15 protein-coding genes are annotated in these 16,480 nt (G+C 58.1%); 4 read left to right on the top strand and 11 right to left on the bottom strand.

Annotation, left to right across the window (positions count from 1 at the left end; translation table 11 throughout):
- Positions 1–101: 101 nt before the first annotated feature.
- Positions 102–815, top strand: a complete 714-nt coding sequence (gene mpaA / locus ABLV66_RS10755; protein WP_348876419.1) for a murein tripeptide amidase MpaA — start codon at positions 102–104, stop codon at positions 813–815.
- Here mpaA and ycjG read toward each other — a convergent pair.
- On the bottom strand, positions 806–1,771 hold the full coding sequence (ycjG, locus tag ABLV66_RS10750; protein WP_348876420.1) for an L-Ala-D/L-Glu epimerase: 966 nt from the start codon (positions 1,769–1,771) through the stop codon (positions 806–808). The two genes, mpaA and ycjG, sit on opposite strands and share 10 nt — an antisense overlap.
- A gap of 102 nt (positions 1,772–1,873) precedes the next feature.
- Between ycjG and tpx the strand changes: the two genes are divergently transcribed.
- On the top strand, positions 1,874–2,380 hold the full coding sequence (gene tpx, locus ABLV66_RS10745; protein ID WP_015366280.1) for a thiol peroxidase: 507 nt from the start codon (positions 1,874–1,876) through the stop codon (positions 2,378–2,380).
- A gap of 28 nt (positions 2,381–2,408) precedes the next feature.
- On the opposite strand, the gene ABLV66_RS10740 is transcribed toward tpx, so the two are convergent.
- From ABLV66_RS10740 to pspA, 8 genes are all read right to left on the bottom strand, one after another.
- Positions 2,409–3,446, bottom strand: a complete 1,038-nt coding sequence (locus ABLV66_RS10740; protein ID WP_047047297.1) for an AbrB family protein — start codon at positions 3,444–3,446, stop codon at positions 2,409–2,411.
- Between the two features lie 135 nt (positions 3,447–3,581).
- Positions 3,582–5,123, bottom strand: coding sequence for a transcriptional regulator TyrR (gene tyrR, locus ABLV66_RS10735; protein ID WP_045393099.1), 1,542 nt, complete (start codon positions 5,121–5,123; stop codon positions 3,582–3,584).
- A 1,015-nt stretch (positions 5,124–6,138) separates the two neighbouring features.
- Positions 6,139–7,200: a TIGR01620 family protein gene (locus tag ABLV66_RS10730; RefSeq protein WP_316423400.1), complete on the bottom strand. Its 1,062-nt coding sequence runs from the start codon at positions 7,198–7,200 to the stop codon at positions 6,139–6,141.
- Positions 7,197–8,594 carry a YcjX family GTP-binding protein gene (locus tag ABLV66_RS10725; RefSeq protein ID WP_316423401.1) on the bottom strand — a complete coding sequence of 466 codons (1,398 nt, stop codon included), beginning with the start codon at positions 8,592–8,594 and terminating at the stop codon, positions 7,197–7,199. The genes ABLV66_RS10730 and ABLV66_RS10725 overlap by 4 nt, the downstream gene beginning before the upstream one ends.
- A 105-nt stretch (positions 8,595–8,699) precedes the next feature.
- Positions 8,700–8,918, bottom strand: coding sequence for a phage shock protein PspD (gene pspD / locus ABLV66_RS10720; protein WP_047078486.1), 219 nt, complete (start codon positions 8,916–8,918; stop codon positions 8,700–8,702).
- 30 nt (positions 8,919–8,948) lie between these two features.
- On the bottom strand, positions 8,949–9,308 hold the full coding sequence (gene pspC / locus ABLV66_RS10715; protein WP_015366274.1) for an envelope stress response membrane protein PspC: 360 nt from the start codon (positions 9,306–9,308) through the stop codon (positions 8,949–8,951).
- Positions 9,308–9,532, bottom strand: a complete 225-nt coding sequence (pspB, locus tag ABLV66_RS10710; protein WP_045393114.1) for an envelope stress response membrane protein PspB — start codon at positions 9,530–9,532, stop codon at positions 9,308–9,310. The genes pspC and pspB overlap by 1 nt, the downstream gene beginning before the upstream one ends.
- Before the next feature lie 55 nt (positions 9,533–9,587).
- Positions 9,588–10,256: a phage shock protein PspA gene (gene pspA, locus ABLV66_RS10705; RefSeq protein ID WP_015366272.1), complete on the bottom strand. Its 669-nt coding sequence runs from the start codon at positions 10,254–10,256 to the stop codon at positions 9,588–9,590.
- Positions 10,257–10,408: 152 nt separating this feature from the next.
- On the opposite strand from pspA, the gene pspF reads away from it, so the two are divergent.
- Entirely contained in the window at positions 10,409–11,395 is a 987-nt protein-coding gene (gene pspF / locus ABLV66_RS10700) for a phage shock protein operon transcriptional activator (RefSeq protein WP_348876423.1), read from the top strand.
- Here the strand turns inward: pspF and ABLV66_RS10695 are convergent.
- Positions 11,386–12,777 carry an MFS transporter gene (locus ABLV66_RS10695; protein WP_213292476.1) on the bottom strand — a complete coding sequence of 464 codons (1,392 nt, stop codon included), beginning with the start codon at positions 12,775–12,777 and terminating at the stop codon, positions 11,386–11,388. The genes pspF and ABLV66_RS10695 overlap by 10 nt on opposite strands.
- A gap of 24 nt (positions 12,778–12,801) precedes the next feature.
- Positions 12,802–13,971, bottom strand: coding sequence for a M20 aminoacylase family protein (locus ABLV66_RS10690; protein ID WP_059342103.1), 1,170 nt, complete (start codon positions 13,969–13,971; stop codon positions 12,802–12,804).
- Positions 13,972–14,142: 171 nt separating this feature from the next.
- Between ABLV66_RS10690 and ABLV66_RS10685 the strand changes: the two genes are divergently transcribed.
- Positions 14,143–16,440 (top strand): helix-turn-helix domain-containing protein, encoded by a 2,298-nt coding sequence (locus tag ABLV66_RS10685; RefSeq protein ID WP_348876424.1) that lies wholly within the window; start codon positions 14,143–14,145, stop codon positions 16,438–16,440.
- The last annotated feature ends 40 nt before the right edge of the window (positions 16,441–16,480 follow it).

Below are 16,480 nucleotides of genomic sequence, written 5' to 3'. Positions count from 1 at the left end.
AAAATTGACATGACGAGTTTTTTCGCCAGCCATGGAAACTATTTTATTCCGGGGCGCTTTTCTACAACACTGCTAACAATAACCTGATGACAGGATACCCTATGCCCGTTTCACGCCCTCGCCCCTTGCGCGGCGCTTTCCCGCCAGGCACGCAACGCTACGGCCAGTCGCATCTCTGCGCGCCGCTGCTGTGGTTCCCCGCTCCGCTGGCCGATAGCCGCAGCGGTCTGATTATCGCCGGCACGCACGGCGACGAAAACTCGTCGATCGTCACCCTCTCCTGCGCGTTGCGCACACTGAAACCGGAGCTACGTCGCCATCACGTCGTTCTCACAGTCAACCCCGATGGCTGTCAGTTAGGGCTACGCGCCAACGCCCGCGGCATCGATCTCAACCGTAACTTTCCGGCCGCTAACTGGAAGGCGGGAGAAACGGTGTATCGCTGGAATAGCGCCGCGGAAGAGCGCGATGTAGTGCTGCTGACCGGTGAAAAGCCAGGTTCAGAACCCGAAACCCAGGCGCTGTGCCAGCTGATCCACCAGATCCACCCGGCGTGGGTGGTCTCTTTCCACGATCCGCTAGCCTGCATTGAAGACCCCGGCCACAGCGAGCTTGGACAATGGCTCGCCGGGGCCTTTAATTTACCGCTGGTGGGCAGCGTCGGTTACGAAACGCCAGGCTCTTTCGGCAGCTGGTGCGCCGATATCGGCCTGCCGTGCATTACCGCCGAATTCCCGCCGGTCTCCGCCGACGAGGCCACAGAAAAGTACCTCGCGGCGATGACCGATTTACTGCACTGGCACACTCACAGATGAAGCACGCCGGTGCTGAACTGCAGCGCCGGCTCGACATCCACCGCCAGCCAGGTCGGTCCATCAAGGTCTGCGAAACGGGCCAACTGCGCCAGCGGCAGCGCGGCGGAAATAGCCCGTGAAGTACAAAGCATACAACCCAGCATCCGCGTATAGCCCAGCCGCTCAGCCTCCTGCGCCAATAGCAATGCCTCGGTCAAACCACCGGTTTTATCCAACTTAATGTTGACCATTTCGTAGCGGCCCGCCAGCGCCGGCAGGCTTTCCCGCGTATGACAGCTCTCATCGGCGCAGATCGGCAGCGGATGAATAAAGTTTTCCAACGCCTCATCCGCGCCGGCCGGCAACGGCTGCTCCAGCATCGCCACGCCAAGATCGGCCAGCAGCTGGCAGCGCGCCGCCAGACCCTCGCCACGCCACGCTTCGTTAGCATCCACGATCAAGGTCGCCTGCGGCACCGCGTCGCGAATAGCAACCAGCCGCTCGCTAATCAAATGATCGTCGAGCTTGACCTTCAGCAGCCGCGCGCCTTTCTCCCACAGCGCGGCGGCGCTGGCCGCCATCTGTTCCGGCGTGCCGATTACCACGGTTTGCGCCGTCACCACTTCGCGCGGTAGATTGACGCCAAGCAGCTGCGGCAACGTTTTCCCCGCGCGGCGCGCCTCCAGATCCCACAGCGCGCAGTCGACGGCGTTGCGCGCGGCTCCTGCCGGCAGTAGCTGTTGCACCTGCTCGCGGGTAGCTCCGCGCTCAAGCTGCTCGCCGATTGCCATAATCTGCGCCATCACCGAGGCGATGCTCTCACCGTAGCGCGGATAAGGCGTACATTCTCCGGCCCCTTTTACCCCATCCTCTTCTATTTCCACCACGACAACTTTGGCCTCGCTGCGGCTGCCGCGAGAAATAACAAACGGCGTGTGTAGCGGCCATGATTCTTCAAAAACTCGAAGGTTGCGCATTCCCTGGGCCTCTTAGGTAAATGTTAAATAGAGTTTGCCGTGTTGCTGGCTGATGTCATACACTAACTACGACGTTAACTATATGTAAACAGGAAGATAACCATGTCGCAAACCGTACATTTCCAGGGTAACCCAGTGTCCGTTCAGGGCTCCATTCCGCAGGCTGGCGCGAAGGCGCAGCCGTTTACGCTGGTCGCCAAAGATCTCTCTGACGTCACGCTGAGCCAATACGCTGGTAAACGTAAAGTACTGAATATTTTCCCAAGCATCGATACCGGCGTCTGCGCGGCATCGGTTCGCAAATTCAACCAACTGGCTTCTGAGCTGAACAACACCGTGGTGCTGTGCATCTCCGCTGACCTGCCGTTCGCGCAGTCCCGTTTCTGCGGCGCAGAAGGCCTGAGCAATGTGGTCACCCTGTCCACCCTGCGCGCGCCGCAGTTCCTGGCAGATTATGGCGTTGCTATCTCCGCAGGCCCGCTGGCTGGTCTGGCAGCACGTGCAGTCGTCGTTATCGATGAAAACGACCAGGTGGTTTACAGCCAACTGGTTAACGAAATCACCGAAGAGCCGGATTACGATGCGGCGCTGGCTGCGCTGAAAGCGTAATCGCCCTCCTTCTGTTATCAAGCCTCCTTCAACGGAGGCTTTTTTCTTTGCGCGGCGCATAGCGCGAAATCAACCGCGCGGTGGCCGGGCCGGTGAGCAATATGGTAAACAGGCGCAGCGTTTGCATCGCCATGATAAAAGACATATCCGCCCGGGTCCCGACGGCGATTATCGCTACCGTATCCAGGCCGCCGGGGCTGGTCGCCAGATAGGCGGTGAGAAAATCCAGCGGCAGCAGGTGCGTTAACGCTAAAGCCATCAGCGCGCACAGCGCGATCAAGCCAACGATGGCGGCGATGATTTGCGGTAGCGTCTTCAACGCCAGCAGAAAAATCTCGCGATTAAACTGCAGGCCAACCGTCCAGCCGAGCGCGGTATACGCCAGCACCAGTAACCATTCCGGTAGCTCCAGCAACAGCATGCCCTCGCCCTGCGCCAACGCGCCGGCCAGCATCGGTAATAACATTGCCCCGGACGGGATGCGTAAACGTAACCCCAACCAACCGGCGACCGCGGTCAATAGCAGCGTTAACGGTAGATTAAAAGTCAGCGGCGGGAACCAGACGATATGCTGGGTCATCTCCTGCGCCTCGCCGCCAAGCGCCAAACGCACCACCATCACCGCCGCGCCGACCACAAAGAGCACCCGCAGATACTGCATCAGAGCCACCAGCCGAACATCGGCTCCATACTCCTGCGCCATCACCACCATCGCCGATGCGCCACCCGGCGAGCTTCCCCACGCGCCGGTTGCTCCGGGTAGCGAACTGTAGCGCACCAGCAGCCAGCCGGTCAGCGCGCTGATGGCTAGCGTGGAAAAGAGGATAATCAACACCAGCGCCCAGTTGGCGGCCAGAACGCCGAAAATAGACGGCGTGAGCGCACGGGCGATCATGCAGCCGATGATAGCCTGAGCGGCGATAAAGAAGGGACGAGGGAGACGAATCGTGGCGCCGCGCAGGCTGAGGATTATTCCGGCGATCAGTGGGCCAAGCAGCGGCGCGGCAGGGAGATGAAAGCGGAACAGCACAAAGGAGAGCACGGCGGAGAGTACCAGTAATATCATCCACTGAGGCCAATCCCGTTGCAGCACCAACCGTCACCTTCCCGGAAAAAAGAATAATAAAATAAGTATATACAGAAATATCGCTAAAAAAACGCAGTTAATTGCGGCCGCGCCGAGCCGGCCGCAACCTGTGACTTACTCGTCGCCCTTCTTCTGGCTCAGACCATACTCGCGCAGCTTGTTAGCAATCGCGGTATGCGAAACGCCGAGACGTTTGGCTAATTTACGCGTGCTGGGGAAACTGCGATACAACTGCGTCAATACCGAACGCTCAAAGCGGCGGGTAATATCGTCGAGCGATCCTTCCATCGCCTCTTCGCCAACCGGCAGCGACGACACATCGTGATCTGGCAACAGGATATCCTGCGGGCGCAGTTCGAAGCCATCAAGCTGGGTTAACGCCCGGTACACTGCGTTTTTCAACTGACGCACGTTGCCCGGCCAGCTATAGCGGGTCAACACGGTATTAAGGTCGGCAGAGAGTTTGGGCCGCGGGATGCCCTGCTCATCGGCAAAGCGCGCGACGAACAGTTCGGTGAGCGGCATGATGTCCTGCGGACAATCACGCAGCGGCGGCAGGTTCAGCGTCAACACATTCAGACGATAATAAAGATCTTCGCGGAACAGCCCTTTCTGCACCAGTTCGACGAGATTTTTTTGCGTCGCGCAGATAACGCGGACATCGACATGCACTTCGTGATCTTCACCGACGCGACGGAAAGTGCCATCGTTGAGAAAGCGCAACAGCTTCGTTTGCATGCCCGGCGACATTTCGCCGATCTCATCCAGCAGCACAGAGCCGCCGTTGGCCTGCTCAAAGAAACCTTTTTTCCCCTGCGACGCATCGCCGAACAGCTCGCTCTCCACCGCGTTTTCCGGAATCGAACCGCAGTTCAGCGCCAGATACGGTTTGCTGGCGCGCGGGCTGGCCAGATGGCAGGCATGGGCAAGCAAATCTTTACCGGTACCGGTATCGCCGACAATCAGCAACGGGGCGCTAAGCATCGCCAGCTTGCGGGCCTGTTCAACGACGTGGCGCATTTTCGGCCCAACGGCGAGGATCTGGCTAAAGGCGCTGGTATCCTGGGTCGTCAGCGTTTGCAGTTGACGCCCCATACGTACGGTGGAGCGTAACATCACCACGGCGCCGGTCAGCACGCGTTCGGCGTGTTCGCCTTCCAGATACACCGGCGTTACTTCCAGCATAAAGTTTTGGCCATTAACGACCACATGCTCGGTATGCGACTCCAGCGGATTGCCTTCCAGCCAGCGCTGCAGGTTGAAATCAGTAATGAGCTGCGCCACCGGATGGCTGCGTAAGCGGGCCTGGGTTTGACCAAACAGCTGGCAGCTGGCCGGGTTGGCAAGCTCTACTTTGCCTTTGGCATCCAGCGACAGCACCGGTTCCGGCATTGCCACCAGCAGCGCGCTCAGCGCCAGATGTTCCCGTTCTGACGGCATCCACGCCACGGTACGTACATCGGTTACGCCGGAGATACGGCGGATTTCCGCCATTAAACTGCTGAAACTGGCGAACTCCAGCTCGGCGAAATTAAGGTAGATTCGGCCAATCGGGTCGATATCGATACCGCGCAGGTCAATACCGCGCAGCACCAGCAAATCGAGTAATTCACGGGTCAGACCAAGACGGTCCTGACAAAAGACTTCCAGACGCATAGGAGTTTTCACCCTAAAAAGGCCAATGACGGATGAATGATAGGACAGATATGGGCTTACGTGAAGATAGCTGTCAACAATTATTGACAGTATGGCGGAAAAATGGGCTTTATGCCGTAAAGTTATGCGGGCAACAGTAAACTGTTTTAAAGGATTTCATCAATTACAGCAGACGCAGCGTATCGTTTGGTCCAGGAAAGCATATGCGTTGTGTTAATTCAGAGCACATTGCGCTCCCGATATTTCTTCTGCGTTATGGCTCTCATGGCACAGAGGGCGCTGGTCGCTAGGTTTTTTCCCGGAGGCGGCGCGTTGCGCCTTCTCCGGGCTACCAAATCGCAAAGCGCTGTAGCCCCGGTAAGCGGCAGCGCCACCGGGGGATCCAGCGTGGTGAATAAATTAACGGCAGGTCGCACGAACCGTAGATACTGTTATCGGTTTGCAACCTTTTAGCTTGAGAAAAGCGTTTATCTCGTTTCGCTCCAGAGTATCTTGCGCTCCTGGTTAATTTTTCTGCGACATGTTTTCCGTGGCGCAGGGAGCGCACAGAGGGCGGCCAGTCGCCGCCGCCCTCTGTACTCCCGGGCTCTGGCCGCCAAAATCGCCACTTCGTGGTACCTTCGACTTATCCCGGCAGGCTTCGGGTCGGGCCGAGGCAGCGTCCTTGCAAATCACGGCCCTCAGCCCGCATCCATTCGGGCTGCCCCGGCCTGCCGGGAACGTCTCAGCGATTTTGAGGCCACCAACACCGGCAGTTTCAGTCAGCATGGTGAATAAATTAAAGGCAGGCCGCACGGACCGTAGATACTGTTATTGGTTTACCACTTTTTTAAGGGGTTTTCCCGGAGGCGGCGCGTTGCGCCTTCTCCGGGCTACCAAATCGCAAAGCGCTGGATCCCCCGGTAAGCGGCAGCGCCACCGGGGGATCCAGCGTGGTGAATAAATTAATGACAGGCCGCACGAACCGTAGGCCGGGTAAGGCGCAGCCGCCACCCGGCATTTACGCTTGCCGGCGTTATTTCTCCGCGCCGGTTTTGCTTTTCTGCAGCGTCTCTTTCAACTGGCCGATCAGCTCGCGGCGGAAATCGCCGAGCCGCGGTTTATCATCCGCGATCCACGGCAGCGGACGGCACAGCTCCATCGCCTTAATCCCCAGACGGGCGGTCAACAAGCCGGCACCGATACCCTGGGCGGCGCGCGCCGACAGGCGGGCCGCCAGATCCTGCGACATCCAGTCCATTCCGACTTCGCGCACCAGTTCGCTGGCGCCGGCAAAGGCGATATTCAACAACACCAGGCGGAATAAACGCAGGCGGCTATAATAGCCGAGTTCAATACCGTAGAGAGTGGCGATACGGTTAATCAACCGCAGGTTACGCCAGGCGATAAACGCCATATCGACCAGCGCCAGCGGGCTGACGGCGATCATCAGCGTCGATTCCGCCGCCGAGCGGCTGATTTCCCGCCGCGCCTGTGCGTCCAGCACCGGCTGTACCAGTTGCGCGTACAGGCTCACCACTTCGCGATCGTTTTGCGTTTCATGGATGGCCGCATACCAGCGCTGCAGCGCCGGATGCGATTGATCCAGCCCGGCCTGCTGCGCCAGCTTCTCACAGAACGCGCGCCCTTTGCCCACCGCGTGGCTATGCATCAGATCCCGCGCTTCATCGCGTTCGTGCGCACGCTGGCGCAAACGCCACAGGCGACGCCATTCGGTCGCCACCGAGCCCACGCCCGCGCCGACAATCAACGCCCCGGCCGCACAGCCGCCGAGCGCAATCCAGTCCTGGGTCTGCCAGGCCGTCACCGTCCACTGCACGCCCTGCGCCACCACGCTAATGCCAAAAATCGCCAGCCCGGCGCTAACCATCCGCCGCCACAGGCTGCGTTTCGGGCGCAGTACCGATTCCACCACCGCTTCGGCGGCCCCCTCTTCTTCAGCGACCCTTTCAGGCAGCATCGGAGAGAAGGTTTGCGCATCCGCCGCGTCAAAGGCGCGGGCCGATTTTAAGGTCTGGCTCTTTTCCGTTTCCAAAGGGCCATCGAAATCGATCCGCGGTTTTATCGGCTCGCTCATCGCAATTTATCTCCAATCAAAAATTCCAGCGCCGCGTCGAGGCGAATATGCGGCAGCGGTTTATCGACATCCATCGCTTTCGGGCGGAAGTTCTCAAACTGGAAGCCCTGCTGTTCCCAGAAGGCCTGACCCGGCAGCCGCGCTGGCACCTCGCCCGGGAAAATGGTGAGCGGCTGCCCATCGCTCAGACGATCGCCGCGCAGCGCCGGGATCTTCTCGCCGTTAACCTCGATAAGCCCGCCCTGGGTGGCCTGAATTGACGCCAGCCCCAGACAATCCATGCTGATGCCCTCAAAGGCGGCATTCTGCCAGGCGTCCTGAATCAGTTGCTGAAGTAGCGACACCATGTTGCCATGCTGATCGACGGTCACGTGATCGGCTTTGGTGGCGGCAAACAGTAGCTTGTCGATAACCGGTGAAAACAGGCGGCGGAACAGCGTTCGCTGGCCGTAATGGAAGCTTTGCATCAACTGGGTCAGCGCCAGGCGCATATCATTAAACGCCTGCGGCCCGCTGTTTAATGGCTGCAGACAGTCCACCAGTACAATCTGGCGGTCAAAGCGCAGGAAGTGATCTTTATAAAAGCCTTTCACCACTTTCTCGCAGTAGTATTTGAAACGCTCGCGCAGCATCCCGGCATTGGTGTGTTTATCAGCCTGCGCCAGTCTGGCTTCGCCAATCGCATCGACATCCGGCCAGGGGAAGAACTGCAGCGCCGGCGCGCCCGCCATGTCGCCGGGAAGCACAAACCGCCCCGGCTGAATAAAGTGCAACCCCTCGCGCTTGCAGGCGTGCAGATAATCGGTCCAGGCGGCGGCGATCTCCGCCAGACGGGTTTCGTCGGCGGGCGCCAGCGGATCGAGCCCATCACACAGCTGCCGCCAGCGGGCAGACCACTCTCCGCGCTGCCCCTGTAAAAGCCCGGTCATCTGCCGCGACCAGCTTAAATAATCCTGCGCCAGCATCGGCAGGTCGAGCAGCCATTCTCCCGGATAATCCACGATTTCCAGATACAGCGTTGAAGTGTCTTTGAAATGACGTAGCAGAGAGTCGTTGGAGCGATAGCGCAGCGCAAGACGAATTTCGCTCACCCCACGGGTCGGCGTCGGCCAGGCCGGGGGCTGGCCATAAAGCTGTGCCAGGCCTTCATCATAGGTAAAACGCGGAATACCGAAATCACGCTGCGGAACCCGTTTCACGCCCAACAGACGTTCTTCACGCGCCGCGCTCAGCAGCGGCAACCGCGCCCCGGCGTGGATATTCAGCAGTTGATTGACCATCGCGGTGATAAAAGCCGTTTTGCCGCTGCGGCTTAGCCCGGTCACGGCAAGACGTAAATGCCGGTCAACCCCGCGGTTGACCAGCGCATTGAATTCAGTTTTGAGTCGCTTCATCGCCAGTCCGTTATGCCCAGAAGGAATGTCGTTTAATGATAAGCTAAATAGATGGGGATAATCAGGGCCAATATAAAGCGCGCCGGTATTCCTCCCCCTGAGGAATTATTTCATGCCGCGGGCAAAACGATTGGCCAGCCGACTGAGCAGCGGCTCAAGCGCTACCGCCAGCAACATTTTCAGCGGCCGACGCGCCACCGATTTCACCGCCCAACCGGCAACGCCCGCCGGGCCGTATCGCAGCACGGTCAGTAGCACCAGCTTACCGGCGATCTTAAGACCCGGTTTCACTTTTTGCCCTGCCTGTTGCCATTTCATATTCATGCGTTGCCTCGTTGGTTACATGGAAAAATTTTACAGCTGACGAAAACGGCTGCGCAGCGTGAAGGTATCGGAGGTGATATAACGCTCCATATCACGCAGGCGCTGTTCGCCGGAAGCCAGTTCGGCATCCACGGCGGCCAGTAAATCGCCATTGCTTGGCCCTTTCTCGCCGTACAGTTCGCTATCCGGTATCGGATCCAGCGCGAAAGTGAGAATGATGTAGGCCACCAGCACAAAAAAGAACAGGCCAAAAATCATCGCCAGTACGGTTATCAAACGCACCAGCTTCACCGGCACATCCAGGTGCTGCGCGATACCGGCGCAGACCCCTTTCACCATGCCGCGCTGCGGAATGCGCCACAGTTTTTTATTAAAATCCAATCCGGCCATTATTTGTCTCTCCAGTTCGGATGTTCCGCATCAAGGATCGCTTCCAGCGCCTGAATACGCTCGCGCATCCGTTTCGCCTCATCGGTCAGCTGCAGCAGGCGCTGCTGTTCGTTCTGGGTTAATGCCCCGTCCGCCGAGCGATTGTTGTAGTGCAGCCATAACCAGACCGGCAACACGAACAGCACAAACAGCGTGAGCGGGATGGCAAGAAAAAGCATGCTCATGTGTACTCCTTACAGGTGGTGAGCCGCGGCGCAACACCGCGCCGCGCAATATGCATTACTGGTTATTCTGATTCATTTTGGCTTTCAGCGCCGCCAGTTGCTCGCTGATTTCATCATCCGCTTTCAGCTCGGCAAACTGCTGATCCAGCGATTGTTGTTTGCCAAAACGATGGCTCTCCGCCTCGGCTTCCATTTGGTCAATACGGCGTTCGAAAGACTCAAAACGCGCCATCGCTTCATCCATTTTACCGCTATCCAGCTGGCGGCGAACATCGCGCGAAGAGCTGGCCGCCTGATGACGCAGCATCAGCGCCTGCTGACGAGCGCGGGTTTCGCTGAGCTTATTCTCCAGCTCGCCAATCTCTTTTTTCATCCGCGCCAGGGTTTCATCCACCAGTTGCGCTTCGTGTTCCAGGCTGCCGATAAGGTCGGTCAGCTTCTGTTTTTCGATCAGCGCCGCACGCGCCAGATCTTCTTTCTCTTTACGCAGGGCCAGCTCGGCCTTTTCTTGCCATTCCACCTGCTGCGCCTGCGCCTGTTCGATACGGCGGGTCAGCTGTTTCTTTTCCGCCAGCGCGCGGGCGGAGGTAGAACGCACTTCAACCAATGTATCTTCCATCTCCTGAATCATCAGACGGACCAGCTTCTGCGGATCCTCCGCTTTCTCCAGCAGAGAGTTGATGTTGGCGTTCACGATGTCGGCAAAGCGAGAAAAAATACCCATAATTTCAATCCTCATAGTTCTGATAGCAGGCAGCGGCCTGTGCAGTAGTTAATACAAATGGCGTGCCAACTTTTTATCTTATTGATTTTAAACAAGGTGGTTGAGGAATGGCCGCCTGCTTGCTACAGTGAGTTGGTGAATCACACTACTTAATGGCGAAATTCATCATGACGGAATACAAGGATAACCTGCTTGGCGAGGCAAACAGCTTTCTGGAGGTGCTGGAGCAGGTCTCGCAGCTGGCGCCGCTGGATAAACCGGTGCTGGTGATCGGCGAGCGCGGGACCGGCAAAGAGCTCATTGCCAACCGTCTGCACTTTCTCTCTTCGCGCTGGCAGGGGCCGTTTATTTCGCTCAACTGCGCGGCGCTGAATGAAAACCTTCTCGATTCCGAATTGTTTGGTCATGAGGCCGGCGCCTTTACCGGCGCCAGCAAACGGCATCCGGGACGCTTTGAACGTGCCGACGGCGGCACGCTGTTTCTCGATGAGCTGGCCACCGCTCCGATGCTGGTGCAGGAAAAATTGTTGCGGGTAATTGAATACGGCGAACTGGAACGCGTCGGCGGCAGCCAACCGCTGCAGGTTAACGTACGGCTGGTGTGCGCCACCAACGCCGATTTACCTAAAATGGTGGAAGAAGGTCATTTTCGCGCCGACCTGCTCGACCGGCTGGCGTTTGACGTCGTGCAACTACCGCCATTGCGCGAGCGCCAGAGCGACATCATGCTGCTTGCCAACCAGTTTGCCATTCAGATGTGCCGCGAACTGGGGCTTCCTCTGTTTCCCGGCTTTAGCGAGCGAGCCGTCGACACGCTGCTCGCATACCGCTGGCCGGGCAATATTCGTGAGCTGAAAAACGTGGTTGAACGTTCGGTTTACCGCCACAGCAGCAGTGATAGCGAGCTGGATAATATCATTATCAACCCATTTCGCCGCGCGGCCCCAGCGCCTGCTCCAGGCGATGAATCTGCGCTTCCCAAACTACCACTGGACCTGCGCGCCTTTCAGCTGGAGCAAGAAAAAAGCCTGCTGCAGTCAAGCCTGCAGCAGGCGAAGTACAATCAAAAGCAGGCGGCGGCGCTGCTGGGGCTTACCTACCACCAGCTACGCGCATTACTGAAGAAGCATCAGCTATGAGCGACGCGCGGCAGCATCGCCGCGCTGACCAGCATTGAGCCTAAACACAGCGCGGCGTTAAACCACAGCGCGTACTGCGCGGCGCTGGCCATCCCCAACGGCAGGAATAGCGCAAAAAGTGACGCTGTCACGGCAATACCCATCGCGCCGCCAAGCGAGCTTCCCATCTTATACACCCCTGACGCGACGCCAATTTTATTCTCCGGCGCATTGGCGACGGCGGTGTCGGTCGATGGCGTGGCGTAACAACCGAGCCCGAGGCCAAACAGGATATTGCTGAAGAAGACGGTCCCGATATAGAGCGACTTATCGAGGAAGGTACAGGAGATCAGCAGAATACCTATAGCGGTAAACACCGGCCCGGTCATCATCGGCAGCCGTGCGCCGTAGCGCTGGAGCAGCTTTTCCCCGACGCGGATCATCGCCAGTACCGTCACCAGATAGCCCAGCGTCATCATGCCGGTTTCCAGCGGACTGAGATGATGCCCCTGTTGCAGCCAGATGCTGGTAATCATCATGGTGCCGATAGCGCCGTTGAGCATAAAGTTCGATAGCACCGCCGCGCCGTAGGCTCGGTTGCGAAATAAAGCGAAGTCGATCAGTGCCGCTTCACCTTTACGCAGGCCGCTGCGGATAAATACTGCTGCCGCCAGCACCGCGCCACACAGCATCGACAGCGATAAACCACTACTCCAGCCCCATTGATGACCCTTGCTGATAAACAGATTAAGCAGCACCAGCGACGCGATCAGGCTTAATAATCCGCCCACATCCAGCTTATGCCGATCGGCGCTGGCGCTGCGGCTCTCCGGGGTGCCGCGCAGCAGCAGCAACGCCAGCAGCGCCACTGCAATCGAGAACACGAAGATCCACCGCCAGCCAAGACCGGTGGCAATCGCACCGCCGACAAACGAGCAAAGCCCGCTGCCGCCCCAGGAACCAATGACCCAGAAACTCACCGCCCGCTGCCGCGCTTTGCCTTCATACCAGGTTTTAATCAGCGCCAGCGTCGCCGGCATAATGCAGGCCGCCGAAAGCCCTTGCAGGATACGGCCGGTGATAAATAGCCCCGGCCCCTGCGACGCCGCCAGAAATGCGCTACCGATAATACTCAGCGCCAGGCCGAGATAGGTCATCCGCACCCTGCCGAATTTATCCGCCAGCCCGCCGCTGGCCACCACAAAACAGCCGCTGAATAAGGCGCTAAGACTCACCGCCAGGGTTAGCGTCTCCAGTGAAATATCGAGGCTGCTTTTCATCGCCGGAACAACATTGATAACCGATTGCGCAAACAGCCAGAACGTCAGCACGCTGAGCACAATACCCGCCAGCAGGCGATCGCTACCGACGAACTGAGATTCGCTTAACGATACAGAACTCATAATCGGGTCCCCCGTCGCGATAGGTTAACGCAGATAGCGTTCCGTCAGGCCGCACCACAGCGCCGCGCCGGTAAGCAGGATTTGATCGTTAAAATCGTACCCTGGGTTATGCACCATGCAACGGTCGGCTTCATCACCCGCGCCGATAGTGAAATAGCAGCCGTTGGGATTGCTCTCCAGCATGAAGGCGAAATCTTCGCTGCCCATAAATGGATTCACGGTACCAACCTGTTCTTTGCCAAACAGCGTGGTCGCCACTTCACGGACCAGCTCATTAGCCGCCGGATCGTTACGCAATACCGGGCTGCCGTTGACGTGGGTTAAGGTAGCGCTGGCGTTAAAACTTTCCGCCTGAGCGACCGCGATGTCGTGAATACGCTGCAGCACCGTCTCGCGCACCTGCTGGTTAAGGGTACGTACGGTTAGCTTCATCAATACCTTATCGTTGATGATGTTCGGCGCATGGCCCGCCTGAATGCTGCCGACGGTGACTACCGCGGGTTCAAATGGCGTGATGTTGCGTGAAACGATCGATTGCAGCGCGAGGGTAATGTGGCAGGCCACCAGCGTCGCATCGACGGTATGTTCCGGCACCGCGCCGTGGCCGCCAATGCCCTTCACCTCGATATGCAGCGTATCGGAAGAGGCCATCATCGCGCCGTCGCGCAGGCCGATTTTGCCCAGTTTCTGGCCCGGCATATTATGCAGGCCAAAGATGGCGTCACAGGGGAATTTCGTGAACAGGCCATCTTTGACCATCACCCGTCCGCCGTACAGCAGCTCTTCCGCCGGTTGAAAAATTAAATGCAGCGTACCGTTAAACTGACGCGTGCGCGCCAGATATTCCGCGGCATACAGTAGCGTGGTGGTGTGACCGTCATGGCCGCAGCCGTGAAAACGCCCGTCGACCTGGCTTGTCCATGCTTTGCCGCTCATTTCCTGCATCGGCAGCGCATCCATATCCGCGCGCAATCCCAGACGTTTATCGCCGCTGCCGACTTTCAGCGTCCCGACCACGCCGGTACCGGCGAGGCCGCGATGCACTTCATACCCCCACTCAGTAAGCAGCCGGGCGACTTCATCGCTGGTTTTATGTTCTTCAAAGCCAATCTCGGGCTGTTGGTGGAAGCGGCGACGTAACGCCACAAACTGCGCTTCATTAACTTGCAAGGATTCAATCAGTGGATGTGTCATTTTTATTATTCCTGTGTTGTGTTTGCACGACACTTTCGAGTTTATGCGTCCCAACCGGCTTTAAAATGCCTTTTTTTGTTTTATATTGACGAAATATCAATGACTATTTTCTATACAATTCTGTTATGACAAAAAACAGCCTGCTATTTTTTGTCTTTTAAGGAGCGGCGCATGGAACATCATCTCGGCGATTTCAGCCTCACGGTTCGCGATATTCGCCATTTCAGCCCGCCGGAAAATGACGGATTAACGCTGCTATGGCTGCTGGAAGGTAACGCAACGTTGCAACTCGGCGAATCGTCGCAACCGATGCGGGTTGATGAACTGGCGATTATTAACCGCCGCCAGCGCTGGCAGATTACCGGCGAAGAGGCCAATGCGGTCATGATCCTCAACCTTGCCGCCGGTTGGCTCACCCGCCTTGATAGCGATTTTTTTGCCAGTGATTATCGGGTTAGCAGCGAAACCAGGGATGCCACAGATAATCTACGCCAGCTGATGCGCCAGTTGCTTGTAGCCGGGCTGGTCAATCATCAGTCGCGCTATCGGCTGGAGGCGAACCGTTGGCTGAGTGAAATTGCCCTGCTGCTGGCAACCCGTTTTACCCAACCTATCGTGCCCAGCCTGCGCCGCGGCGCCGAGAACTGGAGCCGACGAATTACCAACGTGGTAGCGCGCATCGAAGCCAACTATCAGCGGCGGATCTCGCTGCAGGAACTGGCTGCCGCCGAATTTGTCTCTGAGGCCTGGCTTTCGCGCCTGTTCCATAAAGAGGTCGGCATTAGCTTCGTGCAGTACATTACCGCCCTGCGTCTCGGCAAAGCCGCCGAGCAACTGCTGACTACCCGCCGCTCGGTTCAGCAGGTGGCGCAGGATAACGGCTTCGCCAGTACCCGCATCATGAGCGATCTGTTTAAGCGCCAGCACGGCGTCACGCCGCGACAATTTCGCCAGCAGCAGCCGCAGTCCAGCGCTCGTCCACGAGCGAACGCCAGCGAAATCTGGCGCCCGGTCGCGGTCGAGAGGCTTTACGCCCGTCTTAACGAGGCGGAAAAAAGCAGCGATGATACACCGCCGCTGCTGCTCAACCCGCGTCAGACACGGCTGGTGGATATCCGCCAGCTGCCAGCGCGCGCGCCGGTATTGCGCCATACCCGAACCATCGTTACCGTCCGTGAACTCGATGATTTACTCCGCGAAGATGTGCGACGCGAGCTGGAGCAACTGCAGCAGACGCTACCCGTTTACGGCATCGATATTCACGATCCGTTTCTCAGCAGTCGCTTGTTTGGCGAGGGCTGGGACGACCCGACGCTCGCAGGCTATGCCTGTTGGTACAATCTTCAGCAGCTGTTTAGCTGGCTGGCGCAGAAAGGCTGGACGGTGCTGCTACATACCGGCTTAACCACCCGCTGCGACTTATTACAACGTTTTCTGCAACTCGCAGTGAATCACTTTCCACCCGCGACGCTCGCGAGCTGGCGCTTTGTCTGGCACTGGTCGCCGCAGGCCGGTGAAGCGGCGCGACAGCTGGCCTGGCGACAACAGCGAGAAGTGCTCGCGTCCACCTTGCAACAACCGCAAATGGGTATCTGGCATCGTTTCCCGCAAAGCGGTATTGGCGACGATCCGCTCCTGTCTTCCCCGCTGCTCAGCGAGGCCGACTTTCTCGCCTGCCAGGCGGATGCCAACGAACTGCTTGACCTGGCGCAGGCCGATAGCAGCAAACTATCCGCCAGCGAAGACTATCCACGACAAAAATTACGCCAAATCCATCATGCCCTACGGCAACGGCAGCTCTCGTTACCGCTGTGGCTGCTATCGTGGAATACCCTAACCGGCGATACCCGCGATACCAACGGGCGTTTTTTCCGCGGCGCGCTGTTGATGGATAACCTGTTGGGCATTGCCGATCGGGTGTGGCTGGCCGGCTTCTGGCTTAATTCAGGTCTTCAGGGGGAAGCGCGGGACAACGGTAAACTCGACACCTCCAGCCTGGCGCTGCACTACCTGCATGGTCTGCCGCGCCCGGTGTACTGGGTATTATGGCTGTGGCGGCGTCTACGCGGCGAAGTCTTAATCAATGACAAAAACCTGTTGTTATTGCGCCATAACGGACACTACCAGTTGCTACTGCGCAATACGGTGATTTTCAACCCCTGGCTGTCGAGCGAAGAGGCCTTTACCCAGCGTTTTCGCCAGCCCTATACCCTGCGGCTTGCAGGGCTGAAGGGACGCTGGCGCATCAAACAGCATCTGTTCGATCAGCACCATGGCGCGCTATTCCCGCTATTTGAGGCATTTCGTAGCCGCAGCGGCCCTGACGAAGAAGATTATCGTTGGCTCCAGCACCACGCCCGTCCGGCGCTGAGCGTGCATGAGGAACAACTGGATGATGGCTGGCTACGGGTGGATTCACTGCAGAGCAATGCGCTGGCGTTATATGAATTCACACCGCTGGAGGATTGAAACGTGACAACGTCACTATTAATTCACATTTGAAAACGCG

Source organism: Klebsiella sp. CN_Kp073, from assembly GCF_040065495.2.
Classification (GTDB): domain Bacteria; phylum Pseudomonadota; class Gammaproteobacteria; order Enterobacterales; family Enterobacteriaceae; genus Klebsiella; species Klebsiella aerogenes.
This window is presented reverse-complemented; position numbering and strand designations above follow the sequence as displayed.